At 60.3% G+C, this 26,108-nt stretch carries 24 protein-coding genes; 10 read left to right on the top strand and 14 right to left on the bottom strand.

Annotated elements, in window-relative coordinates; translation table 11 throughout:
• The first annotated feature begins 42 nt into the window (after positions 1–42).
• The 3 genes from rplQ to bfr all read left to right on the top strand — a co-directional run bounded on the left by rplQ (position 43) and on the right by bfr (position 2,739).
• Positions 43–429 (top strand): 50S ribosomal protein L17, encoded by a 387-nt coding sequence (gene rplQ / locus HU739_RS25970; RefSeq protein ID WP_003176402.1) that lies wholly within the window; start codon positions 43–45, stop codon positions 427–429.
• Between the two features lie 238 nt (positions 430–667).
• Positions 668–2,122, top strand: a complete 1,455-nt coding sequence (locus HU739_RS25965; RefSeq protein WP_186546714.1) for a catalase — start codon at positions 668–670, stop codon at positions 2,120–2,122.
• 149 nt (positions 2,123–2,271) lie between these two features.
• On the top strand, positions 2,272–2,739 hold the full coding sequence (gene bfr / locus HU739_RS25960; protein ID WP_042610653.1) for a bacterioferritin: 468 nt from the start codon (positions 2,272–2,274) through the stop codon (positions 2,737–2,739).
• 65 nt (positions 2,740–2,804) lie between these two features.
• Here the strand turns inward: bfr and uvrA are convergent, their stop codons facing one another.
• Positions 2,805–5,639, bottom strand: a complete 2,835-nt coding sequence (gene uvrA, locus HU739_RS25955; RefSeq protein WP_186546715.1) for an excinuclease ABC subunit UvrA — start codon at positions 5,637–5,639, stop codon at positions 2,805–2,807.
• Between the two features lie 191 nt (positions 5,640–5,830).
• On the opposite strand from uvrA, the gene HU739_RS25950 reads away from it, so the two are divergent.
• Positions 5,831–7,228, top strand: coding sequence for an MFS transporter (locus HU739_RS25950; protein ID WP_186546716.1), 1,398 nt, complete (start codon positions 5,831–5,833; stop codon positions 7,226–7,228).
• Between the two features lie 9 nt (positions 7,229–7,237).
• Entirely contained in the window at positions 7,238–7,756 is a 519-nt protein-coding gene (locus HU739_RS25945; protein ID WP_186546717.1) for a single-stranded DNA-binding protein, read from the top strand.
• 163 nt (positions 7,757–7,919) lie between these two features.
• On the opposite strand, the gene pip is transcribed toward HU739_RS25945, so the two are convergent.
• Both pip and HU739_RS25935 read right to left on the bottom strand, forming a co-directional pair.
• A complete protein-coding gene (gene pip / locus HU739_RS25940) occupies positions 7,920–8,900 on the bottom strand; it encodes a prolyl aminopeptidase (RefSeq protein WP_186546718.1) in 981 nt (326 codons plus the stop codon).
• A gap of 117 nt (positions 8,901–9,017) precedes the next feature.
• Positions 9,018–9,776, bottom strand: a complete 759-nt coding sequence (locus tag HU739_RS25935; RefSeq protein WP_186546719.1) for an SOS response-associated peptidase family protein — start codon at positions 9,774–9,776, stop codon at positions 9,018–9,020.
• 189 nt (positions 9,777–9,965) lie between these two features.
• Here HU739_RS25935 and HU739_RS25930 point away from each other — a divergent pair, with 189 nt between their 5' ends.
• Complete coding sequence (locus HU739_RS25930; protein ID WP_186546720.1) at positions 9,966–10,970, top strand: NAD(P)/FAD-dependent oxidoreductase; 1,005 nt, start codon at positions 9,966–9,968, stop codon at positions 10,968–10,970.
• A gap of 99 nt (positions 10,971–11,069) precedes the next feature.
• Here the strand turns inward: HU739_RS25930 and HU739_RS25925 are convergent, their stop codons facing one another.
• From HU739_RS25925 to HU739_RS25895, 7 genes are all read right to left on the bottom strand, one after another.
• Complete coding sequence (locus HU739_RS25925; protein ID WP_186546721.1) at positions 11,070–12,227, bottom strand: glutathionylspermidine synthase family protein; 1,158 nt, start codon at positions 12,225–12,227, stop codon at positions 11,070–11,072.
• Between the two features lies 1 nt (position 12,228).
• Positions 12,229–12,915, bottom strand: a complete 687-nt coding sequence (locus tag HU739_RS25920) for a DUF1190 domain-containing protein (protein ID WP_186546722.1) — start codon at positions 12,913–12,915, stop codon at positions 12,229–12,231.
• Between the two features lie 17 nt (positions 12,916–12,932).
• Positions 12,933–13,358: a DUF350 domain-containing protein gene (locus HU739_RS25915; RefSeq protein ID WP_186546723.1), complete on the bottom strand. Its 426-nt coding sequence runs from the start codon at positions 13,356–13,358 to the stop codon at positions 12,933–12,935.
• 15 nt (positions 13,359–13,373) lie between these two features.
• Positions 13,374–14,024, bottom strand: coding sequence for a DUF2491 family protein (locus HU739_RS25910; protein WP_186546724.1), 651 nt, complete (start codon positions 14,022–14,024; stop codon positions 13,374–13,376).
• A 196-nt stretch (positions 14,025–14,220) separates the two neighbouring features.
• Positions 14,221–14,919, bottom strand: a complete 699-nt coding sequence (locus tag HU739_RS25905; RefSeq protein ID WP_186546725.1) for a PspA/IM30 family protein — start codon at positions 14,917–14,919, stop codon at positions 14,221–14,223.
• A 17-nt stretch (positions 14,920–14,936) separates the two neighbouring features.
• On the bottom strand, positions 14,937–15,605 hold the full coding sequence (locus HU739_RS25900; protein ID WP_186546726.1) for a YjfI family protein: 669 nt from the start codon (positions 15,603–15,605) through the stop codon (positions 14,937–14,939).
• Between the two features lie 143 nt (positions 15,606–15,748).
• On the bottom strand, positions 15,749–16,303 hold the full coding sequence (locus HU739_RS25895) for a cysteine hydrolase family protein (RefSeq protein ID WP_186546727.1): 555 nt from the start codon (positions 16,301–16,303) through the stop codon (positions 15,749–15,751).
• Positions 16,304–16,404: 101 nt separating this feature from the next.
• Here HU739_RS25895 and HU739_RS25890 point away from each other — a divergent pair, with 101 nt between their 5' ends.
• From HU739_RS25890 to HU739_RS25880, 3 genes are all read left to right on the top strand, one after another.
• Complete coding sequence (locus tag HU739_RS25890) at positions 16,405–17,385, top strand: GlxA family transcriptional regulator (RefSeq protein ID WP_186546728.1); 981 nt, start codon at positions 16,405–16,407, stop codon at positions 17,383–17,385.
• A gap of 302 nt (positions 17,386–17,687) precedes the next feature.
• Complete coding sequence (locus HU739_RS25885; protein WP_186546729.1) at positions 17,688–18,797, top strand: DUF3182 family protein; 1,110 nt, start codon at positions 17,688–17,690, stop codon at positions 18,795–18,797.
• A complete protein-coding gene (locus HU739_RS25880) occupies positions 18,787–19,545 on the top strand; it encodes an alpha/beta hydrolase family protein (RefSeq protein WP_186532304.1) in 759 nt (252 codons plus the stop codon). Before HU739_RS25885 ends, HU739_RS25880 begins: the two co-directional genes overlap by 11 nt.
• A gap of 112 nt (positions 19,546–19,657) precedes the next feature.
• Here HU739_RS25880 and HU739_RS25875 read toward each other — a convergent pair whose 3' ends face one another.
• The 4 genes from HU739_RS25875 to HU739_RS25860 are packed head-to-tail and all read right to left on the bottom strand — an operon-like array spanning position 19,658 to position 23,632.
• Positions 19,658–20,644 carry a lysylphosphatidylglycerol synthase domain-containing protein gene (locus HU739_RS25875; RefSeq protein ID WP_186546730.1) on the bottom strand — a complete coding sequence of 329 codons (987 nt, stop codon included), beginning with the start codon at positions 20,642–20,644 and terminating at the stop codon, positions 19,658–19,660.
• Complete coding sequence (clsB, locus tag HU739_RS25870; protein WP_186546731.1) at positions 20,641–21,915, bottom strand: cardiolipin synthase ClsB; 1,275 nt, start codon at positions 21,913–21,915, stop codon at positions 20,641–20,643. The genes HU739_RS25875 and clsB overlap by 4 nt, the downstream gene beginning before the upstream one ends.
• On the bottom strand, positions 21,912–22,709 hold the full coding sequence (locus HU739_RS25865) for an endonuclease/exonuclease/phosphatase family protein (RefSeq protein WP_186546732.1): 798 nt from the start codon (positions 22,707–22,709) through the stop codon (positions 21,912–21,914). The genes clsB and HU739_RS25865 overlap by 4 nt, the downstream gene beginning before the upstream one ends.
• Entirely contained in the window at positions 22,706–23,632 is a 927-nt protein-coding gene (locus tag HU739_RS25860; protein WP_186546733.1) for a DUF72 domain-containing protein, read from the bottom strand. Before HU739_RS25860 ends, HU739_RS25865 begins: the two co-directional genes overlap by 4 nt.
• Before the next feature lie 307 nt (positions 23,633–23,939).
• Between HU739_RS25860 and HU739_RS25855 the strand changes: the two genes are divergently transcribed.
• Positions 23,940–26,045 (top strand): mechanosensitive ion channel family protein, encoded by a 2,106-nt coding sequence (locus HU739_RS25855; RefSeq protein ID WP_186546734.1) that lies wholly within the window; start codon positions 23,940–23,942, stop codon positions 26,043–26,045.
• Positions 26,046–26,108: the final 63 nt, after the last annotated feature.

Genomic DNA, 26,108 nt, shown 5'->3' with positions numbered 1-26,108 from the left:
TCGTCGTAATCACCGAACGTAGTGTTTGGTAAGGAATGAACCATGCGTCATCGTAAAAGTGGTCGTCACCTGAGCCGCACCAGCTCGCACCGCAAGGCCATGTTCCAAAACATGGCGGTGTCGCTGTTCGAGCACGAGCTGATCAAAACTACTCTGCCAAAAGCCAAAGAACTGCGCCGCGTTGCCGAGCCGCTGATCACTCTGGCCAAGACAGACAGCCTGGCTAACCGCCGTCTGGCTTTCGACCGTACCCGCTCGAAAGCTATCGTTGGTAAGCTCTTCAACGACCTGGGCAAGCGTTATGCTACCCGTGAGGGTGGCTACCTGCGCATCCTCAAGTGCGGTTTCCGCGCTGGCGACAACGCGCCTATGGCGTACGTCGAGTTGGTTGATCGTGCTACTGCTGGCGAAGCTGTATCCGCCGAGTAAGACGTCAGTCTGAAACGAAGAACCGGGCCTAGTGCCCGGTTTTTTGTGTCTGTAGGAAATGCGCGGTTCGTACAAGCTTCTGTCATTGTTCTGGCGTCACTATGTGCCGGGAAGCTTAATTAGAAATTATCTATCGATGTCCGCAAGTTAATGAATTTGTGGCCGTCGCGCTGATGATCGATACTCCCCCCAAGCCGATTAGCCGGCAGTTTCAAGACTGACAGAGGAAGAAGACCGCATGAGCCAGATCAAAACGCTTACGACCGCCAGTGGCGCACCTGTCGCTGATAACCAGAATTCTCGCTCCGCCGGCCCACGTGGCCCGCTGCTGCTCGACGACTTCCATCTGATCGAGAAGCTTGCCCACTTCAACCGTGAAAACATTCCCGAGCGTCGTGTCCACGCCAAGGGCTCGGGCGCTTATGGCACGTTCACCGTGACCCGTGACATCACCGAATACACCAGCGCCAAGTTGTTCGAAGCGGTAGGCAAGCAAACGCCGACCTTTCTGCGCTTCTCTACTGTGGGCGGCGAGCGCGGCTCGGCGGACACTGAGCGCGACCCACGCGGTTTTGCGCTGAAGTTCTACACCGAAGAAGGCAACTGGGACATCGTTGGCAACAACACCCCGGTGTTCTTCATCCGTGATCCGTTGAAGTTTCCTGACTTTATCCACACGCAAAAGCGCTTGCCGCAAAGCAACCTGAAAAGTGCGCAAATGATGTGGGATTTCTGGTCGCATTCCCCCGAAGCACTGCACCAGGTCACGATTCTGTTCTCGGATCGCGGCATTCCGGATGGCTACCGCCACATGCATGGCTTTGGCAGTCACACCTACAGCCTGATCAACGCCCGAGGCGAGCGCCACTGGGTGAAATGGCACTACAAGACCAAACAGGGCATCAAGAACCTCGCACCGGCAGACGCTGCACGTCTGGCGGGCACCGATCCGGATTACGCCCAGCGTGACCTGTTCGAGGCGATCGAGCGTGGCGATTTCCCGAAATGGCGCGTCTGCATTCAGATCATGACCGAAGCCCAGGCAGCGGCGCATTACGAGAACCCGTTCGACGTCACCAAGACCTGGTCGCAGAAAGAGTTTCCGCTGATCGAAGTGGGTGAGCTTGAGCTCAATCGCAATCCGCTGAACTACTTTGCAGAAGTTGAGCAAGCCGCGTTCGGCCCAAGCAACATGGTGCCAGGCGTGGGCCTCTCGCCGGACCGGATGCTGCAAGGGCGCGTATTCGCCTACGCCGATGCCCACCGCTATCGTGTCGGTACCAACCACCAGCAATTGCCGGTGAACGCCCCGCGCAGCCCGGTAAACACGTACCAGCGTGACGGTTCGATGGCCTTCGGCAGCAATGGCGGCGCAGCGCCGAATTACGAGCCGAACAGCTACATCGAGGCACCCAAACAAGCGCCGCATTACGCCGAGCCTGCGCTGGCCTTGAGCGGTGCCGCTGATCGCTACGACCATCGCGAAGACACCGATTACTACAGCCATGCCGGCGCGTTGTTTCGGTTGATGAGCGACGAGCAGAAGGCCTTGTTGGTCAGCAACATCGCCGGTGCGATGGCGGGCGTTTCAAGCGACGTTGTCGACCGTCAGTTGCAGCATTTCTACAAAGCCGACCCGGCGTATGGAGAAGCAATCGCAACGTTGCTCAACGTACAGCTTAACGAAGTCTAAACGAGAAGCAGAACCGCCCTCATTTGGGCGGTTTTTGCGTTATTTAGCCCTGTTTTCTCAGAAAATCTTCGCTTTTATTGCGCCAGGCGAGTGACCTTCCGGTCAGCTTGGTTCAAACTACAGACTTTCAAGTAGGGAGATGTAGGGCGATGCAAGGCCACCCAGACGTAATCGATTACCTCAACACGTTGCTGACCGGCGAACTGGCCGCGCGTGATCAATATTTCGTTCATTCGCGGATGTATGAGGACTGGGGGTTCACCAAGCTCTACGAGCGAATCAACCACGAAATGGAAGAAGAAGCCGGTCACGCGGATGCGTTGATGCGCCGGATTCTGATGCTCGAAGGCACACCGCGCATGCGTCCGGATGACCTGGATGTCGGCACTACTGTGCCAGAGATGCTCGAAGCCGACCTGCGCCTCGAATACAAAGTCCGCGCGGCGCTTTGCAAAGGCATCGAACTCTGCGAGCAGCACCAAGACTACGTCAGCCGGGAGATCCTGCGGGTTCAGCTCAACGATACCGAAGAAGACCATACCTACTGGCTGGAAAAGCAGTTGGGTCTGATCAAGTTGATCGGTCTTGAGAACTACCTGCAATCCCACGCGTCCTGATTGCAACGGCTACAAAAAAGCCCCTGTCACGGTTGAAGTGACAGGGGCTTTTTCATGCCCGGCGTTTAAGCGCGGTCGCGGATCAGCAGTGGCTTGAGGTAGTGGCCAGTATGAGATTGCTTCATCTCGGCCACTTCCTCCGGCGTACCGGTAGCGATGATCTGACCGCCCTTGGAACCGCCTTCAGGACCGAGGTCTACCAGCCAGTCAGCGGTCTTGATCACGTCGAGGTTGTGTTCGATCACCACCACGGTGTTGCCGTGGTCGCGCAGGCGATGCAGGACGTCGAGCAATTGCTGGATGTCCGCGAAGTGCAGGCCGGTGGTCGGCTCGTCGAGGATGTACAGGGTCTTGCCGGTGTCACGCTTGGACAGCTCGCGCGACAGTTTGACCCGCTGCGCCTCACCACCGGACAAGGTTGTCGCCGACTGCCCGAGCTTGATGTACGACAGGCCGACATCCATCAAGGTTTGCAGCTTGCGCGCCAGCGCCGGCACCGCGTCGAAGAACTCCCGGGCCTCCTCGATGGTCATTTCGAGGGTTTCGTGGATGCTCTTGCCCTTGTATTTGATCTCAAGGGTCTCGCGGTTGTAGCGCTTGCTCTTGCACACATCGCAAGGCACGTAGATGTCCGGCAGAAAGTGCATTTCTACCTTGATCAAGCCGTCGCCCTGGCACGCCTCACAGCGCCCGCCCTTGACGTTGAATGAGAAGCGCCCTGGGCCGTAGCCACGGGAGCGCGATTCGGGAACGCCAGCGAACAGTTCGCGGATGGGTGTGAACAGTCCGGTATAAGTCGCCGGGTTGGAGCGTGGAGTACGACCGATAGGGCTCTGGTCGATATCGACGACCTTGTCCAGATGCTCCAGGCCCTTGATGCTGTCGTGAGCCGCAGCTTCCAGCGTGGTCGCGCCATTGAGTGCCGTGGCACTGAGCGGGAACAGCGTATTGTTGATCAGTGTCGATTTGCCCGAGCCGGATACGCCGGTGACGCAGGTCAGCAGACCAATCGGGATTTCAAGGTCGACGTTGCGCAGGTTGTTGCCGCGTGCGCCCTTGAGCGACAGCGTCAGCTTCTTGTTGCGCGGCGTGCGCTTGGCGGGCACTTCGATCTTGACCCGGCCCGACAGATATTTACCGGTCAGGGAGTCCGGGTGGGCCATGACTTCGGCCGGCGTGCCTTCGGCGACAATCTGGCCGCCGTGCACACCGGCCCCCGGGCCGATATCCACGACATAGTCGGCCAGACGAATCGCGTCTTCGTCATGCTCGACCACAATCACGGTGTTGCCAATGTCACGCAGATGCTTGAGCGTGCCCAGCAAACGGTCGTTGTCCCGTTGGTGCAAACCAATCGACGGTTCGTCGAGGATGTACAAGACCCCGACGAGGCCGGCACCGATCTGGCTGGCCAGACGAATCCGCTGCGCCTCGCCTCCGGACAGCGTGTCGGCGCTGCGATCCAGCGACAGGTAATCCAGGCCCACGTTGACGAGGAACTGCAAGCGCTCGCGGATCTCCTTGAGAATCTTGTCGGCAATCTCGCCGCGCCGCCCGGTCATCTTCAGGGCGCCGAAGTATTCGCAGGCATCGCCGATGGGCAGATTGGTCACCGCCGGCAGGGTTTTCTCGCCCACCCACACATGCCGTGCTTCACGACGCAGACGGGTGCCGCGGCAATCCGGGCAGGCCTGATGGCTGAGGAACTTGGTCAGCTCTTCGCGCACGCTCGCCGATTCGGTTTCGCGGTAGCGGCGTTCCAGATTCGGCACGATGCCTTCGAACGGGTGCGAGCGCTTGACGATATCGCCACGGTCGTTCAGGTATTTGAAATTGACGTTCTGCGAACCGCTGCCGTGCAGAATGAATTTCTGCTGGTCGGCCGGCAGTTCGTTGAAGGGCTTCTCCAGGCTGAAACCGTAATGCGAAGCCAACGAGCCGAGCATCTGGAAGTAATAGACGTTACGCCTGTCCCAGCCACGAATCGCGCCCTCGGCGAGGGTCAGGTCGCCGTTGACCAGTCGCTTGATATCAAAGAACTGTTTAACGCCCAGGCCATCGCAGGTCGGGCAGGCACCGGCCGGGTTGTTGAAGGAAAACAGCTTGGGTTCCAGCTCGCTGATCGCATGGCCACAGATCGGGCAGGCGAAGCGCGCGGAGAAGATCATTTCCTCGCCCGGCTCGTCGTCCATCGGCGCGACCAGGGCAATGCCGTCGGCCAGCTTCAGCGCGGTTTCGAATGACTCCGCGAGGCGCTGCTGCAGATCGGCGCGGACCTTGAAGCGGTCGACGATCACATCGATCGAATGCTTCTTCTGTTTATCCAGCTTCGGCAACTCGTCGAGCTCGCAGATCCGTCCATTGACCCGGGCGCGAACGAAGCCTTGCGCACGCAGCTCTTCGAAGACCGAGAGGTGTTCGCCCTTGCGCTCGCGGATCACCGGGGCCAGCAGCATCAGCTTGCTGCCTTCGGGCTGGGCCAGTACCAGATCGACCATTTGGCTGACGGTCTGCGCTTCCAGCGGGATATCGTGATCCGGGCAGCGTGGCGTACCGACGCGTGCATAGAGCAGGCGCAGGTAGTCGTAGATTTCGGTGATGGTGCCGACCGTGGACCGCGGGTTATGCGAGGTCGACTTCTGTTCGATGGAGATCGCCGGCGACAGGCCTTCGATGGTGTCGACGTCGGGTTTTTCCATCATCGACAGGAACTGGCGGGCGTAGGCCGACAGCGATTCGACATAGCGACGCTGACCTTCGGCATACAGCGTGTCGAACGCCAGGGACGACTTGCCGGATCCGGACAGGCCGGTGATGACGATCAGTTTGTCCCGTGGCAGGGTCAGGTCGATGTTCTTCAGGTTGTGGGTACGGGCCCCACGTATCAGGATCTTGTCCAAAGTGGCCTCGCTTGGCGGGCGTCGAAAACGTAGGAGTATACGGCCAAATACTGGATGGATGCACACTATCAAACAGCGGGTTTTTTGCACTGGATGAAGAGAGTTTCATCTATACGCGTCATAGCGTCGCGATCTACCCCGTCTTTCGATGGGACTGGTAGAATCGCCGCCGGTTCACACGAGGTTTTTCCATGCACGATCCCCACAGCGAACGCATGAGTGGCAGCGAGACCCGCGCGGCGAGCGGTCTGGCTCTGGTGTTCGCGTTCCGTATGCTTGGCATGTTCATGGTGTTGCCGGTACTGGCGACCTATGGCATGGACCTGGCGGGAGCGACCCCGGCCCTGATCGGGTTGGCGATTGGCGCTTACGGCCTGACCCAGGCCATTTTCCAGATTCCGTTCGGGGTCATTTCCGATCGCATCGGCCGTCGGCCGGTGATTTACCTGGGGCTGATCGTGTTCGCCCTGGGCAGTGTGCTCGCGTCTCAAGCCGATTCGATCTGGGGCGTGATCGCCGGTCGGATCCTGCAAGGTGCCGGAGCGATTTCCGCGGCGGTCATGGCGCTCCTCTCAGACCTGACCCGCGAGCAGCATCGCACCAAAGCCATGGCCATGATCGGCATGACCATCGGCCTTTCGTTCGCCGTGGCCATGGTGGTCGGCCCCTTGTTGACGAGCGCGTTCGGGCTGTCCGGATTGTTCCTCGCCACCGGCGGGATGGCGCTGGTTGGCATCCTGATCATCATGTTCATGGTGCCGCGCTCCACCGGGCCATTGCAGCATCGTGAGTCCGGCGTGGCGCGACAGGCACTGATGCCGACGCTCAAGCACCCCGACCTGCTGCGGCTCGATCTGGGGATCTTTGTGTTACATGCGATGTTGATGTCGAGCTTCGTCGCCTTGCCCCTGGCGCTGGTGGAAAAAGCCGGTTTGCCCAAGGAGCAGCACTGGTGGGTCTATCTCACCGCACTGCTGATTTCTTTCTTCGCGATGATCCCGTTCATCATCTATGGCGAGAAGAAACGCAAAATGAAACGAGTTTTGCTCGGCGCCGTCATGACGCTGATGCTGACTGAGCTATTCTTCTGGCAGTTCGGCGACAGCTTGCGGGCTCTGGTGATCGGTACGGTGGTGTTCTTCACTGCGTTCAATCTGCTGGAAGCTTCATTGCCATCGCTGATCAGCAAGGTTTCACCGGCAGGTGGCAAGGGCACGGCCATGGGCGTGTATTCCACCAGCCAGTTCCTCGGTTCGGCACTTGGCGGGATACTCGGCGGCTGGTTGTTCCAGCACGGCGGTCTGTCGGTTGTGTTCCTCGGATGCGCCGCGCTGGCTGCACTTTGGCTGGCCTTTGCTGTTACCATGCGCGAACCTCCCTACGTGACGAGCCTGCGCTTGCCGTTGTCGCCCGAAGCGATCCGCGAAGCGGGTCTGGTCGAGCGCCTCAAGGCCCTGGTAGGGGTAACAGATGCAGTGATAGTCGCTGACGAAGCGGCTGTTTACATCAAACTGGACAAAGAATTAGTGGATCGCACCACCCTCGAACGCCTGGTGAACAACCCGGCCGGAGCTGCGTGCGACGCTTAGGAGAACGTTATGGCCCGTGGGGTTAACAAAGTCATATTGGTCGGCACTTGCGGCCAGGATCCCGAAGTTCGCTACCTGCCGAACGGTAACGCCGTGACCAACCTGAGTCTGGCCACCAGCGAACAATGGACCGACAAGCAAACCGGTCAGAAGGTCGAGAAGACCGAGTGGCATCGTGTGTCGATGTTCGGCAAGGTCGCCGAGATCGCCGGCGAATACCTGCGCAAGGGTTCGCAGGTTTACATCGAAGGCAAGCTGCAGACCCGCGAGTGGGAAAAAGACGGTATCAAGCGTTACACCACCGAAATCGTGGTCGACATGCAAGGCACCATGCAACTGCTCGGCGGTCGTCCACAACAGGGCGAGCAGCAAGGCGGCGGCAATAACTACCAGCAGCAGGCGCCACGTCAGCAGGCACCACGCCCGCAACAGTCGGCTCCACAGCAGCGTTCGGCGCCGGCCCCTCAGCAGGCTGCACCGCAACCGGCTGCGGATTTCGACAGCTTTGATGACGATATTCCGTTCTGATCCGCAGCTTTCAGAACCGTAGACATAAGAAGCGAAGCCATTCATTTGGCTTCGCTTTTTTATTGGCTTGCAGATACGTCCGCGTGTACGGCAGGTGACTGCACTCTGGAAATGTGATGTCGAGGACGAAGTCTTCGGCCAGCTCGGTTGCCATGCCTTCGCTTCAGCAGAACTTCCCCGATTCCTTGAACTGTTCGGTCGCCTCGATCAACGCACTGACAATCCCCGGCTCCGATGGCGAATGTCCGGCGTCGTTGATGATCTTCAGCACCGAGTCTGGCCAAGCCTTGTGCAAACGAAAAGCTGAATTGGGCGTGGCGATCATGTCGTGCCCACCCTGGATAATTTTGCACGGGAGATGTTTGATTGCCTCAAGGTTGTTTATCAGTTGGTCCTCCTCAAGAAACAGACGGTTTTTGAAGTACCAGACATCAAGACGTCCCAGACCGGTACTGGTTTGTTCATCGGCGGCCTGGTCTTCGACGCCGTCGGGATCGTGGCGCAACAATGAGCAACTGGCCGAGTAGCGGACCCAGCCGCGAATGGCTTCGCCGCTCAATTTCTCGTCGTCGCCTGTCATCCGCTCGAGATAGGCCTGTAGCAAATCTTGCCGCTCTTCCTCGGGGATGAAGTTCACGAAATCCTCATGGGCACGCGGAAAAAACCGACGCATGCCGTGGATGAACCAGTCGATCTCGTCTTCGGTGCCAAGGAACACGCCGCGCAAGATGAAACCCAGGCAGCGCTGCGGATGGGTCTCGCCGTAGGCCAGCGCGAGGGTAGTGCCCCATGAGCCTCCGGTTATCAGCCAGTTTTCGATGTTCAGATGTTCGCGCAGTTTTTCCAGATCGTCGACCAGCGCCTGCGTCGTGTTGTTTCGCAGCTCGCCCAGGGGCGTCGAACGAAGGGCGCCGCGTTGATCGAACAGCACGATGCGGTAGTAATCCGGATCCCAGAACTGACGCTTGCCCGGCGGAGCCCCTTCGCCGGGGCCACCGTGCAAGTACACGACGGGAACACCGTCAGGGTTGCCGCTTTCTTCCCAATAGAGGGTATGGATTTCATCGACTTCCAGCGTACCGCTGCGTCGCGGTTCTTCGATTGCAGGGAACAGGCTGTAGGTGACTTCACGAGGGGCTTGCATGTTTCATCCTCACGAATCGCAACGGCGGGGTGCCTGAGCGTTTGCGGATTGATGGAGGGTCGCTCGACGTGGCCTCGTGAGGTCGCGAGCGGCCCTGGATAAAGGACATGTTCGTGCTCATCGCCCGCGCAGGCTGCGCGGCGAGGCCAGGACATGTTCCAACTGCGGTTCTGCCAGTGCCATGTGCATGGCCAGCTCCTGCGCCTGCTCCCATTGCAGATCGGGACGTAGCCACACCCGTGCGTCCTCGGCAGTAAATGCCAGCAGGCGTTGCTGCTTGGTGGCGCTGTCATCATGGGTGACCAGGGTGAGTCCGTCACAACCATTGAATTGTTCACTGGCCTGCGCCAGCGCCGCGAGAAAAATCGGTGCGCTCTGGCGCGAGGTGGTGTAGCTGAGGCGGTGGTTGTTTTTCGATTGCTCGGATTCGCAGGCTTCATACCAGCCGTCGACAGCGATGAGCATGCGCCCGTCGCGCTTGACCCGGTCGAACACCTTCGAACGCATCACCAGATGCAGAGGCAGGTGAGTCATCGGCGGCATTGTTCCCATCGACCAGAAAGGCTTCCACCCCCAGCGAACCTTGATGCATTCCAGAACCCCGTTGCGGCTGCGTATGGCATCGACCTGCATGTTCGGCTTGATCACGTGTTGGCTGTCCTGCGGTTCGCAGGTTCGGTGCAGGCTGCTGCCCGCCACCGCAATTGCACTCCCGATACTTTGATTCTGCGTTGCGGCAAGCAGCGCTTCGAACCCCTCGGCGACATCATGTTGAACAATGTACTCACACATCGCGAAAACTCCTGGCAGTGGCACTTCAAAGGATCCGCCGCGTCGCGTCTTATCAGTTTTTACGGATTGAATGCGGCGGGTCATGTAAATGCGAGCCATGGCGTTGCGACGTGGTTCGAAACTGCTTCGCCTAAGCAGACGAGCGGAAAAAAAGCTGCATTTCATCGACTTACGTTACCGCTCATCGGACGTTGCCGTTTGCGAACGGAGGTGATCGCGCGATCTGTCTGTCGTCAGTCAAGCGGGGTCAAAAAACATTCAGGAGGGCAGGCCATGTCAGTTAATCCAGACGAATACCGCAAGGTTTTTGATCGCCCCGAATCAGCCTCTGCCAAGGCCGATCATGTCGACGTCGATTGCCTGGTTGTTGGTGCCGGTCCCGCAGGGCTGACCACGGCGGTTTATCTTAGCCGCTTCCACCGGCGAGTCGTGGTTGCCGACGGCGGGCAAAGTCGTGCGAGCCTGATTCCGCTTTCGCACAATTACCCCGGCTTCCCGCCAGGTATATCGGGTCACGACTTGCTCCGCCGATTGCGCGAGCAGGCGGTGTCTTACGGTGCGACGATTGAAGCCGGGCGCGTGGAAAGTCTGTTCAAGAACCGCACCGGTTTCGTTGCGCAACTCAACGGCCGAACGCTGAGCGCGCGCCGCGTGGTGCTGGCAACGGGAATCGTCGATACCCTGCCGCAAATGGATCGCCCTTACGACGGCATCGCACAGTCGGTCATTCGGCTATGCGCCATATGCGACGGCTACGAAATCAACGGTGACAACGTCGCGGTGTACGGCGAAGCACACTGCGCGATTAGTCACGGACTGTTTTTGCGCAACTTCACTGACCGCGTAACGGTGCTGGTCGAGGGTGATAACCCAGCGTGTGAGGAGGCAGTCGCGGCAGCGCGGCACGCCGGGATACGCCTGATCGATGACCGGGTCGTGGCCATCGAAGTGAGCGATGGCAAAGTTCTCGTGACGGTGGGCAAGGGCGAAGCCTTTTGCTTCGATATCGTCTATCCGTCGCTCGGCTCGCAATACCGCTCGGAGCTGGCGGTGCAACTGGGTGCGCAGGTCGACGAGGAGGGCGCTGTGCGCGTTGACAGCCACCAACGCACATCGATCGACGGGCTTTACGCGGTCGGGGATGTCGTCGACTCGCTCAAGCAACTCAGCGTCGCTACAGGCCAGGCGGCAGTTTGCGCGACGGCGGTGCATAACAGCCTGCAAGTGCGTTTGTGGGATCGTGCACAGGATGAACGAACCGCTCAGGGTACCGCTTGAGTGTGGGCGCTGGCTTGCCAGCGATGGCCCGGATCAATCAACCAATGAGGCGACCGAGGTCCGTCATCGCTGCCAGGCCGACACAGGGATACGAGTGCTTCAGTCGAGGATCAGGTGCGGTAAGAACCGGCTGGAATCCTTGGTGATCAGACTGTTGTCCTCGCGCACGCCAATCCCTGCCGCCTGATCGCCAATCACCCAGGAGCCGATCAGCGTGTAGCTGTCGCCAAACTTCGGCAACGGCGCGAACTCTTGCAGGATGAACGGCGCATCGGTGTAAGGTCCGTCCTCTTTTACGATCAGACCGTCCGCTGTTTGCAGCTCGATGTTCGCGCCTTCCCGGGAAAAGTACGGCTTGCGCACCCAGCCCCTTGGCACGGCGCCGGCCGGATTCGGATCGAGGTGCGCGGCGAGCAGGTTCGGATGGCCCTTGTGCAGTTCCCACAGCAGCGGCAACGCGCCTTTGTTCGACAGGATCGCCTTCCACGCCGGCTCGAAAAACTGCGTATCGCACTCGGCAATCGCCGCGCCAAACGGTTCGTGGAAGATGAATTCCCAGGCGTGCAGCTTGAACAGGTGCGGGATCCAGCGATCCTGCAGGTCGACAAAACGACCTTCAGCCGTCAGGCCGATGTCCTCGATATCGATGTGCCGCGACTCGATGCCGACCTTTTCTGCGATCAGCCGCAGGTAGTCGGTGGTGCCTTTGTCCTCGACCGAGTCTTTCATCGATGCGAAGTAGAACGGCCGCTTCAATTGCAACTCGGCAAAGGCCTGATGCAGCCGGGTGTCGATGCTGTTGAACTGGTCGGCATGGCGCGGCAGGGTACCGCGTTCGATGCATTGTTCCAGCCAGCCCCACTGGAACGCCGCCGCTTCGTAGAGGCTGGTCGGCGTGTCGTAGTTGAGCTCCAGCAGTTTCGCCGGGCCGGCGCCGTTGTAGGAAAAGTCCATGCGACCGTACAGATGCGGATGACCTTCACGCCAGGACGTGCGGATCATCTCGTAGTACGCCGCCGGGATGCTCAGGCGATCCAGCAACTCTTCGCTGTTCACTACGCGCTCGACCAGGTCCATGCACATCTCATGCAGTTCGGTGGTCGGGTCTTCGAGATCGTTTTCGATCTGCGCGAGGCTGAACTGGTAGTAGGCGCTTTCGTCCCAATAGGGTTCGTCGTCGATGGTGTGGAACATGAAACCGAGGCTTTCGGCGGTGTGTTTCCAGTCGGGGCGCTCGGCGCAATGGATCTTTTTCATGTCAGCTGCTCGAGCGCCCGGAGCTGCTGCCCCAGCCACCCCAACCGCTGCGCGCGCTGGACTGGCTGCCGAAGCCGCCGCGCGAAGTCGACGAAGCCACGTTCACCGGTTTGCTTTTGCTGCTCTCGTAATCCGCCTGACTGCGCGTCGTCGTTTCAGCTCTGCGATATTGCGTCGAAGTGTTGTACGGCTGGCGCGTTTCACGGTCGCGGTAAACGGTGCGGTTGGCGTTGTTGCTCATCGCGTTGCCGATCAGCCAACCGGTGAGCCAGCCGTTGCCGCCGCCAGTGGCAACCTGCGACGTGTTCGCACCCTGCACAGATGCGGCGTCACCCGCCGGCATCTGCGCATCGGCGATGGCGTCGAGATTTTGCGGCGCGTCACCGCTCTGCGGCACTTTGAAACCGCCGAGTTTCGGTACGAAGCGGCCATCGGAGTTTTTCTGACACCAGTCGGCGGCAAAATCTGCGTCGCACTTGGCTTTGTCGTCGTACGCCGGGGCGATGCGCCGGTGTTCGGTCAGAGCGGCGACGTAGGCGTTGGAGCAGACGTCGGCGGCCAGTTCGGCATCGACGCATTGTTCGACACTCTGGAAACTGCGCGGCTGATCCACCGCCGCGGCTTCACCGGAAATGGCCATCGCCACCGACGCGGCGAGGGACAATTGCACGTATTTGCTGCGTTTCATCGAAGGCGTCCTGCCGATCAGTTGGAGGGGGTCATGCACGCGGCATTGAGCATGCCGACGCTGATCGCCACGGCGGCCACGTAAATGCCGGCGGCGACTTCGCCGTTGGCGATGCGCTGGGAAGTGCCCTTGAGCACCAGCCCGGTCGCAACGAACGCCAACAGCTGCACGACGGCGGCGATGACAGCCCAGAGTACAAAGTCGAGCACGTTGACCGAGTAGGCAATCACGTTGCTCGCCGGAATGGCAAAACCGATGATCGCCCCGGACAGTGCGATAGCGGCTGCGGTATTGCCAGCGCGGATCAGCTCGAATTCCTTGTGCGCGGTGATGCGCGTATAGACGAATTGAAACAGCATGAACAGCAAAACGGCGCCGATCAGGTAGACGACAAAACCGACCAGTGCGGTTTTGTTCAGGGAAACGGCCAGCACTTCCAGCATGAAAAACTTCCTTTTTTAAATGGCGCTCAAATCAGTCGTGTACAGCGAGATGCCCAATGAGGTACTCAGGCTGACGGTGCCTTCTTCGTCCTGTTCGACGGAAAACAGCAGCAGTTCGCGGCGATCGGTCAGGCCGGTGTCGCGGGCATAGAGTATCGAGTGGTGTTTGATGGTGTAGGACTCGTCCGGGTTGGCCACGTGTTCGGTCATCGGCACCAGTTCGGTCTGGCCCTGTTCGGTGCCCCACTCGCGAGTGTATTCGACACCGTCGTGGGTATAGCCCGGCAGACCGATCAGGCTGTTCGGGCCGGCCAGACGCTGCAGTTCGGCGTCACTGTTGACCGTCACGTAGCTGAGGTAATTGAAGAGGGTGACCGACTCGATCTGGTCTTCACCAGTGACGTGGATCTGCACCCAGAAATCCTCGTCGTTCATGTAATAGCGGTGCAGTTTGTTGGACTGGCCGAGATCGACCCAACCGGCGCTCCACACCGCTTGATCGAACGGTACCCGCACCGAGGTCGAGCCTTCCAGCAACAGCGCCAGGGTTGTGTCGAACCGTACGCCTTTGCCTTGCGCCATGCCCAACGGGCCACTGGCAGCGGTGGTCGTTGGCGCAGCGGTCTGCCAGGTGCTGGTGCCCAGCAAGTCTTTAAACCATCCCATGGGTACGTTCCTTGAAGCGGGTGGAGGTGTTCGGGGGCGAAAAAGTGGCGCTAGTGTAACGGGCGCAACGGTGTACGACACGCCGCAAACCATGTGGGAGCGGGCTTGCTCGCGAATGCGTTGTGTCAGGCAGTAGAAATTTGACTGACAGTACGCATTCGCGAGCAAGCCCGCTCCCACAGTTATGATTGCGGAGTTAGTGCGTGGACTTCTGCTTCAGCCGCTCAAGAATCGCATTGGCGCTGCCTTCGTTCGGCGTGATGCCGGCGTCGCGCAGTTTGCGTTCCAGGTCGTTGCCGGTGGAGGCGTCGGCCAGTTCGTCCGCCGCGCTGAGTTCGGCCGCGCGTTGCTGCTGTTTGGCTTGCAGACGGTTCAGGGTGCCGACGGCGGTTTCCAGTTTGCCGTTGGCGCCGCCGCTGGCAATCGAAGCGCTGACCTGTGCCTTCTGTACGCTGTCGCGGGCCTTGGCCATGTCCACTTGCTGGCGCAGGCTTTTGATTCGCGACTCGGCCTTGCTGATGTCTTTGCGCATGTTCTCGGCGTAGGCGCCGAACTCATCGCTGAGCTTCTTCTCGGCATCCAGGTCGTTGGTCAGGGTCGAAATCGCTTCGGCCACTTCCAGGGCCAGATCTTCGCGGCCGGCGTTCAGCGCGGCAACGGCCTTGGCTTCGAGGTCCTTGATCTTGGCGTCGTATTCGCTGACGCGGTCGGCGGCCAGTTTGTGCTTGGCCATGATGGTGACCAGTTCGCGACGAGCGTTGGATAGCGCGCTATCAGCGTCGCGGATTTCCTGATCGAGGATGCGCAGGGCCTGCTGGTCGGCGATGGCTTCGCCGACTTCGTTGGCGCCGCCGCGCAGCGCGGTGAACAACTTGCTCCAGATGGACTGAGTCATTGGATATTCCCTGTTGATTACTTGAAGAAGTGTTCGAAGGCTTCGCTGGCGCGCTGCACATTGTCGACCAGGGTTTTCACCTCGGTGACGATATTGGTCAGGCTCGAGTCGGCGCTGAGGGCGCCGAACATGTTGTAAACGGTCTGGCCGTTGGGCATCGACTCGATACCGATCGACGACAGCGGGAACATCTCGCGGCTGCGCAATACGGCATCGTTGAAGGCGTGCACATCGCTGATCGAATCGATGTCCACCAGCACGGTGTCGACGATGATCTGCTGGCCGGCCAGGGCGATGTGAATCGGCAGGCCGCCGAATTCATTCATCTCCAGCTTGATGCTCGGCTCGGAGCTCTGGATCAGGGACAGCGAAATCTCTTGGGAAACCACCTCGTCCAGGGCCTTGAGGGCATTGAAGAGGCTGTCGATGGTCCAGTTGTTGCCTGCGCTCATGTAATTCTCCGACATGAAAGAGCCAGCCAGAATCGGTTGGCGTAGCTGTTGCTCCATTTGCTTGAGCAAGCTTCGGTTTTCCGGAAGCACCCAAGTTTCGTGTTTGACATAACCGGCGGCGGCCAGCCCTGCACGCATCTGCTTCATGTAGAAGCTCGACGGTTTTTTCGCGGACGCCTTGGCTCGCTCGCCCTTGGGGCTTGCGGCGGCAGTTGTCGTAGAGCGGCTTTTCATGGCTATGACCCGGTTATGAACATCTCACGCGTGGGCCACACTACAACCAATGCAAAGTGCCATCAATGACTCACGCGTGAGATTTTCATGACAGACGCAAAAAGGCCCGCAACGCGGCGGGCCAGTGGGTTTTGCAGTTGTTGCTAGGCGTTGCTGCGCAGGAACTCGTCGGTCGAGACCACGCTGGCGTAGGCGAAACCCAGTGCCGACATAAATGCTGCGTGCACCTGTGCGGCCGGCACGGTCAGGCCATTGAATTGCAGATCCCGGCTGGCGCAGGCATCGTGAATCACCGTCACGCCATAGCCCATGTCTGCCGCCGCGCGAGTGATGCCATCGATGCACATATGGCTCATGCTGCCGATCACCACCAGATCCGTGATGCCTTGTTCGTCGAGAACCGATTTCAGTTCGGTTTCACGGAACGAGTTGACGAAGTGCTTGAGCACCACAGGCTCGCCAGCCTGATTGAGCACTTTGGGATGCAGTTTGGCGCCCTCGGAGCCTGGGGTGAAAAACGGCGCATCTTCGGAGGTGAATTCGTGGCGAATGTGCACCACCGAATCCCCCGCTTTGCGAAAGGCCGCGATCAGCCGCGCGGCGTTATCGGCAGCAGCGTCGGCGCCGACCAGCGGCCACTTGCCTTGGGGGAAGTAGTCGTTCTGGATATCGACTACGATGAGCGCTTGCTTGGCCATGGGAGTGTCCTCGGGGTTGTGATTGGGTGTGGCTTCAGTATTGGCGCTGGCCGACGATTCGAGGATTGGCCGCACCGACAATAGACAGGGGAAAACTGACAATGCCTGCAGAAAAAGCCGCCACGGCTGAATTGGGCGTGCTGATTTATCCCGGCGCGCAACTGGCGGCGGTACACGGGTTGACCGATCTGTTCGCCGTGGCCAACCGCATCGCCGGCGAATATGCGGCGGTGCAATTGCCCGTGCTGCGGGTCAGTCACTGGCAGGTTGAAGGCAAGCAAGTGCCGACGCCGGTGTATGACAGCCACCCGGGCAGCCAGAACGCTTTGCTGGCCGTACTGATTCCACCGTCGCTCGGCGGTTTCAGCGCGGCGCAGATGCCTGCCAGTCTGAAGCAATGGCTGCGCGAGCAGCATGCCCGCGGCGCGACGCTGGGCGGTGTGTGCGTGGGGTCGCTGATGCTTGCCGAAAGCGGCTTGCTCGATGGCCGTAGCGCCACCACCCACTGGACCTCGGCCGAGGCGTTTGCCGAGCGTTACCCGCTGATTAAACTCAAGGCGGATACGCCGATTGTCGACGACGGCGACCTGATCACCACGGCCGGTCTGATGGCTTGGTCCGAGTTGGGATTGCGTCTGGTCGATCGCTTGCTCGGCCCGAGCATCGCCACCGCGACCGCGCGATTTCTGGTGATGGAACACAGCGACAGCGCCAGCGAATGTGGCAGCAATTTTGCGCCGATCCTCAGCCACGGCGACGCGGCGATTCTCAAGGTCCAGCACTGGCTGCAAAGCACCGGCGCGACGGAGGTCTCGCTGACGGCAATGGCTGAGCGAGCGGGGCTGGAAGAGCGTACTTTTCTAAGGCGTTTTCGCGCCGCGACCGGTTTGAAACCGACCGAGTACTGCCAGCACCTGCGGGTGGGCAAGGCGCGGGAAATGCTTGAGTTCACCAACGGCACCATCGATCACATCGCCTGGACGGTGGGCTATCAGGACCCGGGCGCGTTTCGCACGATCTTCAAGAAAATTACCGGGCTGGCGCCGAGTGATTATCGCGCTCGGTTTGGCCTGACACGCTAGCTCAAGCAATGATGTTCCACTGTAGGAGTGAGCCTGCTCGCGATAGCGGTGTTTCAGTCGCCAGTAGAGTTGAATGACACACCGCTATCGCGAGCAGGCTCACTCCTACAAGGGGAGCGGTGTGTCGCGTGTGATCGTGCAATTTGCCGGACTTTCGCGCGCCGTCGTGCAGTTTGAAACAGGCGCGGTGCCAGTACCGTTTCGCCAACCGCCCGGTTACCGGGTGTTTTCTGCGGATCAGCCATTGGCCTGATCTCTGCACTTTTCCTTGCTGAACCCACGAACCGATGCAAGGGGAACGCATGACCCCGACACTCAGCAGCAAACTCGTCGTCGCGCACTCGCTGCGTGCCGACGCGCCGCAACATGAAGTCCAGACCAACAAGGCCCTGGCCCGCTGGCTGGCGCAGATTCTCGGCTGCACATTCGGCGGCAGCTACGATCCCGAAAAGCATCAGGGGTGCGATGTGTATTGGCTGCCGACACAGACCATCGTCGGTGCGGCCAATGCGCAAGCGCTGGGGATCAAAGGTCCCGATGATCTGTGGGGCGGTTACGTCGAATACGATTTCATCTGCACCAAAGCCATCAGCCACGGTTTACGCAGCCATCTGGCCCGGGCGCCGCAGGGCTGGTCGCCGCTGTTCTCCGAGCGCGTGCGCAACGTGGTGCTCGACGGCCTCAGCGTATTTGCGCTGGAGGATGCGCGGCCGGCCGCCGAGCATTTGCTGTACGCCGGGCCGATCCGCTTGAAGCCGATTCACGCCTGTGCCGGCCGCGGCCAGGCAGTAATCAAAAGCCTCGACGCGTTCGATGAAATCCTCGCGCGGCCCGAGGCGCAAAAGATCTTCAGCGAAGGCGTGGTGCTGGAGCAGGACTTGAGCCAGGTGGTCACCCACAGCGTCGGCCAGTCGTTCATTGGCGGCAGGGTGCTGAGCTACTGCGGTGACCAGTACCTGACCGAAGACGGTCAGGGCGAAGAGGTCTACGGCGGCTCGAACCTGCTGGTGGTGCAGGGCGGTTATGACGCGTTGCTGGCGCTGGATCTGCCCGACGATGTGCGTCTGGCGATCGAACAGGCCCAGGTGTTCGACAACGCCGCCGATGAAGCCTACCCACGATTCTTCGCCTCGCGGCGCAATTACGACATCGCCCAAGGCCTGGATGCCAACGGCAACGCGCGCAGCGGGGTGCTTGAACAATCGTGGCGCATGGGCGGGGCCAGCAGCGCGGAAATTGCCGCGCTGCAAGCTTTCGTCAACGATCCAGGGATACGCGCTATCCGCGTGTCCTCCGTGGAAACCTACATCGATCAGACGCTGCCGGCGGACGCCATCGAGGTCTATCGCGGCCCGGCCGAAAACAGCGCCTTTCTTCTCAAATACGTAACGGTCAAACCCTATGACGGCTAGAAGCGAAAGCATTCAAATCGACATTGATGATGAACAGATGAGCGGGACGTTTCTCAGTCCCAAATCGAAGGTGCCGGGGGTGTTGTTTGTCCACGGTTGGGGCGGCAGTCAGGAGCGCGACCTGGAGCGTGCCAAAGGTATCGCCGGTCTGGGCTGCGTGTGTCTGACGTTCGACCTGCGCGGGCATACCGGCGGCACCGGCATCCCGCTGAGCCGCGTCACCCGTGAGGACAACCTGCGTGACCTGCTGGCGGCCTACGACCGCCTGCTGGCGCATCCGGCGCTCGACACCTCGGCGATTGCCGTGGTGGGCACCAGTTACGGTGGCTATCTGGCCTCGATCCTCACGTCCTTGCGGCCGGTGCGCTGGTTGGCGCTGCGAGTGCCGGCGCTGTATCGCGACGAACAATGGCACACGCCCAAGCGTGATCTGGACAAGGCGGATTTACGTGACTATCGCGGCACACTGGTGCCCGCCGACAGCAACCGTGCGCTGCACGCTTGTTCGCAGTTCACCGGGGATGTGTTGTTGGTGGAATCGGAAACCGACGATTTCGTGCCGCACGCGACGATCATGAGTTACCGCGCCGCGTGTCAGCAGACGCACTCGCTCACGCACCGGATTATCGACGGCGCCGACCATGCCTTGAGCGATCCGGTGTCGCAGCAGGCCTATACCTCGATTCTGGTGGACTGGATTACCGAAATGGTGGTGGGTGAGCGGTTGAGCATTATTCAATCCAGATGATGTGGCGCGTGTACCGGCGCTATCGCGAGCAGGCTCACTCCTACATCTGGAATGCGTTCCCCTTGTAGGAGTGAGCCTGCTCGCGATAGCTATTTCCCATCCAACAACAATCTCAGGAAGGTTTCTTCTCGATCCGCAGCGCCTTGGCTTTGGCCTCCACCACCAGATACATCACCACGGTAATCAACAACGGCAGCAGAAAGTAAATCGCCCGGTACGCCAGCAGTCCCGCCACCAGACTGCCCCGTGATGCCTCATGCTGCAGCAGCGCCACAAACACCGCTTCGAGTACGCCCAGACCCGCCGGAATATGGGTGATGACCCCGGCAATCGCGCTGATCAGCAGCACGCCAAGCACCAGCGGATAATCCAGCTTGCTCGGCAACAGCGTGAAGATGACCGCCGCCATCAACGACCAGTTCAACGCGCCCAGCAACAGTTGCAGCACCGCCATGCGCAGCGACGGCAGGTTGATTTCCACGCCACGAATCGTCCATTCGCGACGCTTGGAAAACTGACACGCCGCCAGGTAACCGGCGCTGATCAACAGCAACAGCACGCCCACCCACTGCAACGCATCGCTGCTCAGTTTCCAGCCCGGCGGCATGCGCACCAGACCACTGCTGAACACCACGCCGGCGATGGTCATGTAGCCGAACCAATTGGTCGCCAGACTCAGGCCAAGGATCTTGGCGATGTTGCCTTTGCTCACGCCCAGCCGCGAATACAGGCGATAGCGCATGGCGATCCCGCCCACCCAGGCACTCAGGTTCAGGTTGAACGCATAGCTGATCACGCCCACCGGCAGGATCTGTTTCCAGGTCAAATCCTGACGAATGTAGGTGCGCCCGATCAGGTCGAAACTGGCGTACACCAGAAAACTCAACAGCGTCACGCTCGCGGCGATGAGCAGCGTGCGCACCTTGAAATCGGCGAGGGTCTGCAGCACTTCGGCCCATTCGATGCGCGTGGCGAACATCGTCAGCAGAACGATCAGGGCGAGGAAGAACAGCAAGGTCAACGGGCGCTTCCAGCGGCTCCATTTCGAGTGGTTGGCTGGCGCCGAATCAGCGGTGGACTGTGCTTGGGTTCGGCTCATTTAAACTCTCCTCGAAAAGGCTTGAGCCGCGGTTTATGCGCCGGCAGCCAGCCGGCGATTGCCGGGAAATGCCGTAGAAAGTGGAACACCAGAAAACCCACGGTCATGTGCCAGATTCGTCCACGGGGTAGGCGCTTGGGATCCATGGCTTTGCAGTGGTTGCGGCTGAGGTCTTCGAGGCGTTCGAACAAGTGCTGATTGAATGCGCGGTCGCGGATCAGCACGTTGGCTTCCAGGTTCAGCGACAGGCTCAACGGGTCGAGATTGCTCGAGCCGACGGTGCTCCAGTCGTCATCCACCAAGGCGACTTTGCCGTGCAGGGGGCGCTCGCAATATTCATGAATCTGCACGCCCGCCTTGAGCAGGTAATCGTAGGTCATGCGTGCCGCCAGTTTGGCCACCAGCATGTCCGGCTGACCTTGCAGAATCAGCCGCACCTCAACACCCCGGCGCGCCGCGTTACGGATCTCGCGCAACAGGCGATAGCCAGGGAAGAAATAGGCGTTGGCGATGATCACGCGGCGCTTGGCTTGGCGCAGCACCTGTAAATAGACATCCTCGATATCGGTGTTGTGCTGGTCGTTGTCGCGGAACACCAGGCGTACCTGACCATCGTGTTCGTTGAACGCCATTTCTGCGCGACGCTGACGCCGACGCTGCCACCAGAACCGCGCGCGTCCCGGACGGCCGCTTTGCAGCAGGGCAAAATGATGGATATCAGCGACTACCGGGCCCTGAATCTCCACGGAATAATCCTGCTTGGCTTCCGGGCCGAAATCGGCCAGGTGATCGCCGGAAAAATTGATCCCGCCAATGAACGCGATCAGGCCGTCGACCACCACGATCTTGCGATGCAAACGGCGGAACCAGTTGGTGCGGATACCCAGGTGTTTTGGCGCCGGATCGAAAATTTGCAAGTGCACGCCGGCGTCGCTCAGCGCCGTGAGGTATCCGGGGCTCAATTCGCCACAGCCGAAACCGTCGAGGCTGACCGTGGTGCGCACACCACGCTGGGCCGCTTCGATGAGGATCTGTTGCAGCTCGGCGCCGACCTTGTCTTCAAAGACGATGAAGGTTTCCAGGAGAATTTCGCTCTTGGCCGCGCGCATCGCTGCGAACACCCTGGGGAAATATTCCTCGCCGTTCTCCAGCAATTGCACGCGGTTGTTGCCCTGCCATTGGTATTCGACATCAACGTGACCGGGCTCGCGAACCGGCGGGTTGAGCGGGACGGAGTCCACGGTGGATTTCTCCAGTGGCGCACTGTTCATAGTTCAATCTCCACCGATAACGGGACGTGGTCGGACAGGTGCGACCAAGGGCGGTTGGTCAGGACTTTTGGCCGGCTGGCCTTGAGGTTGCGCACGTAGATGCGATCGAGCCTGAGCGCCGGCAATCGCGCCGGAAAGCTGCGCGCCGGTTTACCATTGTGCTCGGCGAACACTTCACGCAGGCCGCAGGGCGTGAGCTGCGCATCGGCGCGCTGGCGCCAGTCGTTGAAGTCGCCGGCGACGATGACCGGCGCGTCGGCGGGCAACTCGCCGAGACGTTGCATCAGCAACGCCAGCTGCGCGTTGCGATGGCTTTCACGCAGGCCCAGGTGCACACAGATCGCGTGGACTTCGGCGCCGTCACCGGGCAGGCGCAGCACGCAATGCAGCAGGCCACGGTTTTCATGGCCGCTGATCGACACGTCGAGGTTGTCGTGGCGGATGATCTGGAATTTCGACAGCAGGGCATTGCCATGATCGCCCGCCGGGTACACCGCGTTGCGCCCATAGGCGAACTGCGGCCAGAGGCTGTCGGCGAGAAACTCGTACTGCGGCATCGTCGGCCAGTTGTTGTAGCGCTTGGGGTGCTGCTCATGGGTGCCATGGACTTCCTGCAGAAACACCACGTCGGCGGCGACGCTGCGTACCGCTTCGCGCAGCTCAGGCAAGATGAAACGCCGATTGAGGGCGGTGAAGCCCTTGTGGGTGTTGACCGTCAGCACGGTGAAGCTGCGCACCGATGGCGCGACCACGGCGCCTTCATCGGTGAAACCGACCGGTTCGGGAATGCTCATGACAGCACTCCTTCGGCCGCGACTTGCCCCGGTGTGGTGGCAAGGTCTTTATCGAGATCGAAACGATGCAACAGGTTACGCGCGTCATAGGGCGCGCGGACCTTGATGTCGTTGTCGAAGTAGCAGAACACCTCGCGGGATTTGCGTGCGCGCGGTTTCAAACGTGGCGCAATCAAGTGTGCGTCGGCGGGCTGCCGGCCCTGATGCCAGGCATCGATGCGTTCGGCCCAGCGCTTGAGCGCGTCCTCGGAATAACCGCTGGCATAGAGTTCTTCGGCACCGTGCAGGCGCAGGTAGACAAAGTCACTGGTGAGGTCTTCGCGGTAGGGCCATTTACCGGCGGTGTCGGCAACGACCAGGGCGGTATTGTGACGTTTGAGCAGGCGGACGAAATCCGGGTCGATGAAGCTTTCATGACGAATTTCCACGGCATGACGCAGTGGTTGCTTGCGCCACGCCTTGACGCTTGCACGGCCGGGCAGGTGCGAATCGTGCTGGCGAGCGAGGGCGGCGGCCGCCTCGGTATCGTGGGGCAATTGCGCGAGAAACTGGTCGAAGCGCTCGGCGTCGAACTTGAAGCTCGGCGGAAACTGCCAAAGGATCGGGCCGAGTTTTTCCTTGAGTTCCAGCACGCCTGAGGCAAAGAAATTGGCCAACGGTTTTTCGATTTCACGCAGGCGCCGCACATGGGTGATGAAGCGTGGGGCCTTGACGCTGAAAACGAAGTCGGCGGGTGTTTCGGCGTACCACTGGGCATAGCGTTCGGGCCGTTGCAGGGCATAGAACGATCCATTGATTTCGATGCTGTTGACGGCCCGCGAGGCGAATTGCAATTCGCGTTTCTGAGCCAGTCCTTTCGGGTAGAAATCCCCGCGCCACGGGGTGTAGCGCCAGCCTGAAATACCGATGTGAATCGTCGCCATCCCGTCCTCCTGTGGTCAGCCCTCGTGTTGCCGGTGTTTTCTGCTGACTGCGCGGCAGGCGCGAAAGTTTCGATGGCGTTACGGACGGTCGCGATTGAGCATTGCCCCTCCATCCATTGTGGGAGCGAGCCTGCTCGCGAAAGCGCTGGGTCAGTCGCAGGGTTCTCTACTGACAGTGCGCATTCGCGAGCAGGCTCGCTCCCACAGGGATATGTCCCACACGGGGCATGTGTGGTGGCAATGGCTGAACTTGCCGCGCAATTACCGATCAGTTCCTTACACGGTTCAGTCACGGGAGACCGCAGTTTTGCTCAAGTTCAGGATCGCCATTGTGCTGGGAGCGCTGTTGTTTCTCGGCGCCAACGAGCTGGAAGCCGCGGCGTTGCCGGGTGTTCCCGCCAGCGCCGAGAAACCCGCCGAACCCGAGCCGCTGGTGCAGGGCGGTCTGCTCGGGGCGATCAGCACGAGCATTGACGATGTGCAGGACAAACTCGACCTCAACGAGCACCTCGTCGACGCCTGGCGCCTGCGCGCCGACCGTGCGGCGGACGAGGTCGACAAGCTGGTCAATCAGCCATCGAACCGCTCGGGCTGGAGCATCGCTGTCGACTTCCTCACGCTGTCGGGCGCATGGCTGGGCAGTTTCGCCCTGCTGACGGTGCTTGGCGGGCTGTTGGCCAGGCGATTGCGCGAGCGTCGCTGGCTGCGCACGCGCCAGCGCAGCCAGGATCTGCTGGGTTACGTGCTGCCGTATACCGTGCCGGCACTGATCAGCCTGCCGCTGACCCTGTACGTCAGCCATTTTCTGCAAGCTTCGGTGGGGCGAGCGCTGGCGCTGTGTCTGGCGTATGCGACCAGCAGCGGGATTTTTTCCACCTCGATGTTGTTGTGTGTGGTGGTGATGTTCAACGTCGGCCACAAGCGCACGGCCGCGCGGATCATCCGTGAATACTGCCCGCGGCCGCTGTTCCTGATCGGCTTTCTCGCCGCCCTCAGCGATGCGTTGACCAGCCCGCAGATCGCCCGGCAACTGGGCGGCAATATCACCAGCAGCATCGCCGTGTTCACCGGGCTGATTGCTTCGGTCATTTTCGGCTTGCTGGTGATTCGCCTGCGCCGTCCGGTGGCGCACCTGATCCGCAATCGTTCACTGAGCCAGCGGCTGAAACAGCCATCCTTACAGGAGTCGCTGCGGATTTTTTCCGGGCTGTGGTATTGGCCGATCGTGCTGATGGTGCTGGTGTCGGCGGTCAACCTGATCGGCATCGGCGAGGACAACCAGAAGACTCTGCGTTGCGCGCTGTTCACCACGGTCTTGCTGATCGCCACGGTGTTTCTCAGTACCGTGCTGCAGCACCTGTTCAAGTCGCGCAAGGCCGAAACGATCCAGCGCAGCAGTGCCTACAAAGAGCGCTTTCTGAGCTTGCTGCATGCGTTGTTGCGGATTGTCATCGCGATTGTCTTCATCGACATTCTCGGGCGGATCTGGGGTGTGTCGTTGCTCGACTTTGCCCAGAGCAGCACGGTGGGCCGGGCGATCAGCAATGCCTTGAGCAGCATCGGCCTGATCTTTCTGGTGACATGGCTGCTCTGGGTGGTCCTCGACACAGCGATTCAGGAGGCGCTGAAACCGCCGCTCAACAAACGCGCCGCGCGCCAGCCGAGCACGCGGGTGAAAACCATCCTGCCGCTGCTGCGCAACGCGATCAAAATCATTTTGGTGGTGATCTGCGCGATCACCACCATGGCCAACCTGGGGATCAACGTGGCGCCGCTGCTGGCCGGTGCCGGGGTGGTCGGTCTGGCGATCGGTTTCGGTTCGCAGCAATTGGTTCAGGACGTCATTACCGGGCTGTTCATTATCATCGAAGACACCCTGTCGATTGGCGACTGGGTGGTGCTCGACTCCGGGCATGCCGGCACCGTCGAAGGCCTGACCATCCGCACCCTGCGTCTGCGCGACGGTAAGGGCTTCGTACATTCGGTGCCGTTCGGCCAGATCAAGGCTGTGACCAACCAATCGCGGCAGTTTGCCTTTGCGTTCTTCTCGGTGCAGTTCACCTACGACACGGACGTGGACAAAGCCATCGAGCTGATCCGCGAGACCGGCGACTCGATTCGCGAAGACCCGTTCCTCAAGTACAACCTGCAAGGGCCGCTGGACGTGTTCGGTGTGGACAAGATGGATTTGAACGGCGTAGTCCTGACGGCGCAGTTCCGTACGGTGTCCGGTGGGCAGTATGCGGTGAGCCGGGCGTTCAATCAGCGCTTGAAGAAGCTTGTGGATAACACCCCGAACGTGCATTTTGCGCAGACTTATCCACAGCAGGTTTTCTTGCCGAAGCGGCAGCAAATAGATGATGTGGCGCCTGAGCATTCGACGGTGGTGGTGCCGCAGGAATCGCGGACCTGATCTGAGCGATGCGTTAGATTTTCCGGCCTCATCGCGAGCAGGCTCACTCCTACAGGGGAACGC

The sequence above is a fragment of the Pseudomonas hamedanensis genome (assembly GCF_014268595.2).
Lineage (GTDB): Bacteria > Pseudomonadota > Gammaproteobacteria > Pseudomonadales > Pseudomonadaceae > Aquipseudomonas > Aquipseudomonas hamedanensis.
Note: the sequence above shows the minus strand (reverse complement) of the source record. Positions and strands in the feature narration are given on the sequence as shown.

What these genes read in the sequence shown, in the direction of transcription:
- HU739_RS25865 (WP_186546732.1), bottom strand. Translation starts at nt 22,709, where the DNA reads ATGAGCATTCCCGAACCGGTCGGTTTCACCGATGAAGGCGCCGTGGTC.
- HU739_RS25875 (WP_186546730.1), bottom strand. Translation starts at nt 20,644, where the DNA reads ATGAGCCGAACCCAAGCACAGTCCACCGCTGATTCGGCGCCAGCCAAC.
- HU739_RS25925 (WP_186546721.1), bottom strand. Translation starts at nt 12,227, where the DNA reads ATGAAAAAGATCCATTGCGCCGAGCGCCCCGACTGGAAACACACCGCC.
- HU739_RS25890 (WP_186546728.1), top strand. Translation starts at nt 16,405, where the DNA reads ATGCCTGCAGAAAAAGCCGCCACGGCTGAATTGGGCGTGCTGATTTAT.
- HU739_RS25880 (WP_186532304.1), top strand. Translation starts at nt 18,787, where the DNA reads ATGACGGCTAGAAGCGAAAGCATTCAAATCGACATTGATGATGAACAG.
- HU739_RS25900 (WP_186546726.1), bottom strand. Translation starts at nt 15,605, where the DNA reads ATGAAAAGCCGCTCTACGACAACTGCCGCCGCAAGCCCCAAGGGCGAG.
- pip (WP_186546718.1), bottom strand. Translation starts at nt 8,900, where the DNA reads ATGCAAGCCCCTCGTGAAGTCACCTACAGCCTGTTCCCTGCAATCGAA.
- HU739_RS25920 (WP_186546722.1), bottom strand. Translation starts at nt 12,915, where the DNA reads ATGAAACGCAGCAAATACGTGCAATTGTCCCTCGCCGCGTCGGTGGCG.
- HU739_RS25910 (WP_186546724.1), bottom strand. Translation starts at nt 14,024, where the DNA reads ATGGGATGGTTTAAAGACTTGCTGGGCACCAGCACCTGGCAGACCGCT.
- HU739_RS25945 (WP_186546717.1), top strand. Translation starts at nt 7,238, where the DNA reads ATGGCCCGTGGGGTTAACAAAGTCATATTGGTCGGCACTTGCGGCCAG.
- HU739_RS25935 (WP_186546719.1), bottom strand. Translation starts at nt 9,776, where the DNA reads ATGACCCGCCGCATTCAATCCGTAAAAACTGATAAGACGCGACGCGGC.
- HU739_RS25965 (WP_186546714.1), top strand. Translation starts at nt 668, where the DNA reads ATGAGCCAGATCAAAACGCTTACGACCGCCAGTGGCGCACCTGTCGCT.
- HU739_RS25860 (WP_186546733.1), bottom strand. Translation starts at nt 23,632, where the DNA reads ATGGCGACGATTCACATCGGTATTTCAGGCTGGCGCTACACCCCGTGG.
- HU739_RS25895 (WP_186546727.1), bottom strand. Translation starts at nt 16,303, where the DNA reads ATGGCCAAGCAAGCGCTCATCGTAGTCGATATCCAGAACGACTACTTC.
- rplQ (WP_003176402.1), top strand. Translation starts at nt 43, where the DNA reads ATGCGTCATCGTAAAAGTGGTCGTCACCTGAGCCGCACCAGCTCGCAC.
- clsB (WP_186546731.1), bottom strand. Translation starts at nt 21,915, where the DNA reads ATGAACAGTGCGCCACTGGAGAAATCCACCGTGGACTCCGTCCCGCTC.
- bfr (WP_042610653.1), top strand. Translation starts at nt 2,272, where the DNA reads ATGCAAGGCCACCCAGACGTAATCGATTACCTCAACACGTTGCTGACC.
- HU739_RS25930 (WP_186546720.1), top strand. Translation starts at nt 9,966, where the DNA reads ATGTCAGTTAATCCAGACGAATACCGCAAGGTTTTTGATCGCCCCGAA.
- HU739_RS25885 (WP_186546729.1), top strand. Translation starts at nt 17,688, where the DNA reads ATGACCCCGACACTCAGCAGCAAACTCGTCGTCGCGCACTCGCTGCGT.
- HU739_RS25905 (WP_186546725.1), bottom strand. Translation starts at nt 14,919, where the DNA reads ATGACTCAGTCCATCTGGAGCAAGTTGTTCACCGCGCTGCGCGGCGGC.
- HU739_RS25950 (WP_186546716.1), top strand. Translation starts at nt 5,831, where the DNA reads ATGCACGATCCCCACAGCGAACGCATGAGTGGCAGCGAGACCCGCGCG.
- HU739_RS25915 (WP_186546723.1), bottom strand. Translation starts at nt 13,358, where the DNA reads ATGCTGGAAGTGCTGGCCGTTTCCCTGAACAAAACCGCACTGGTCGGT.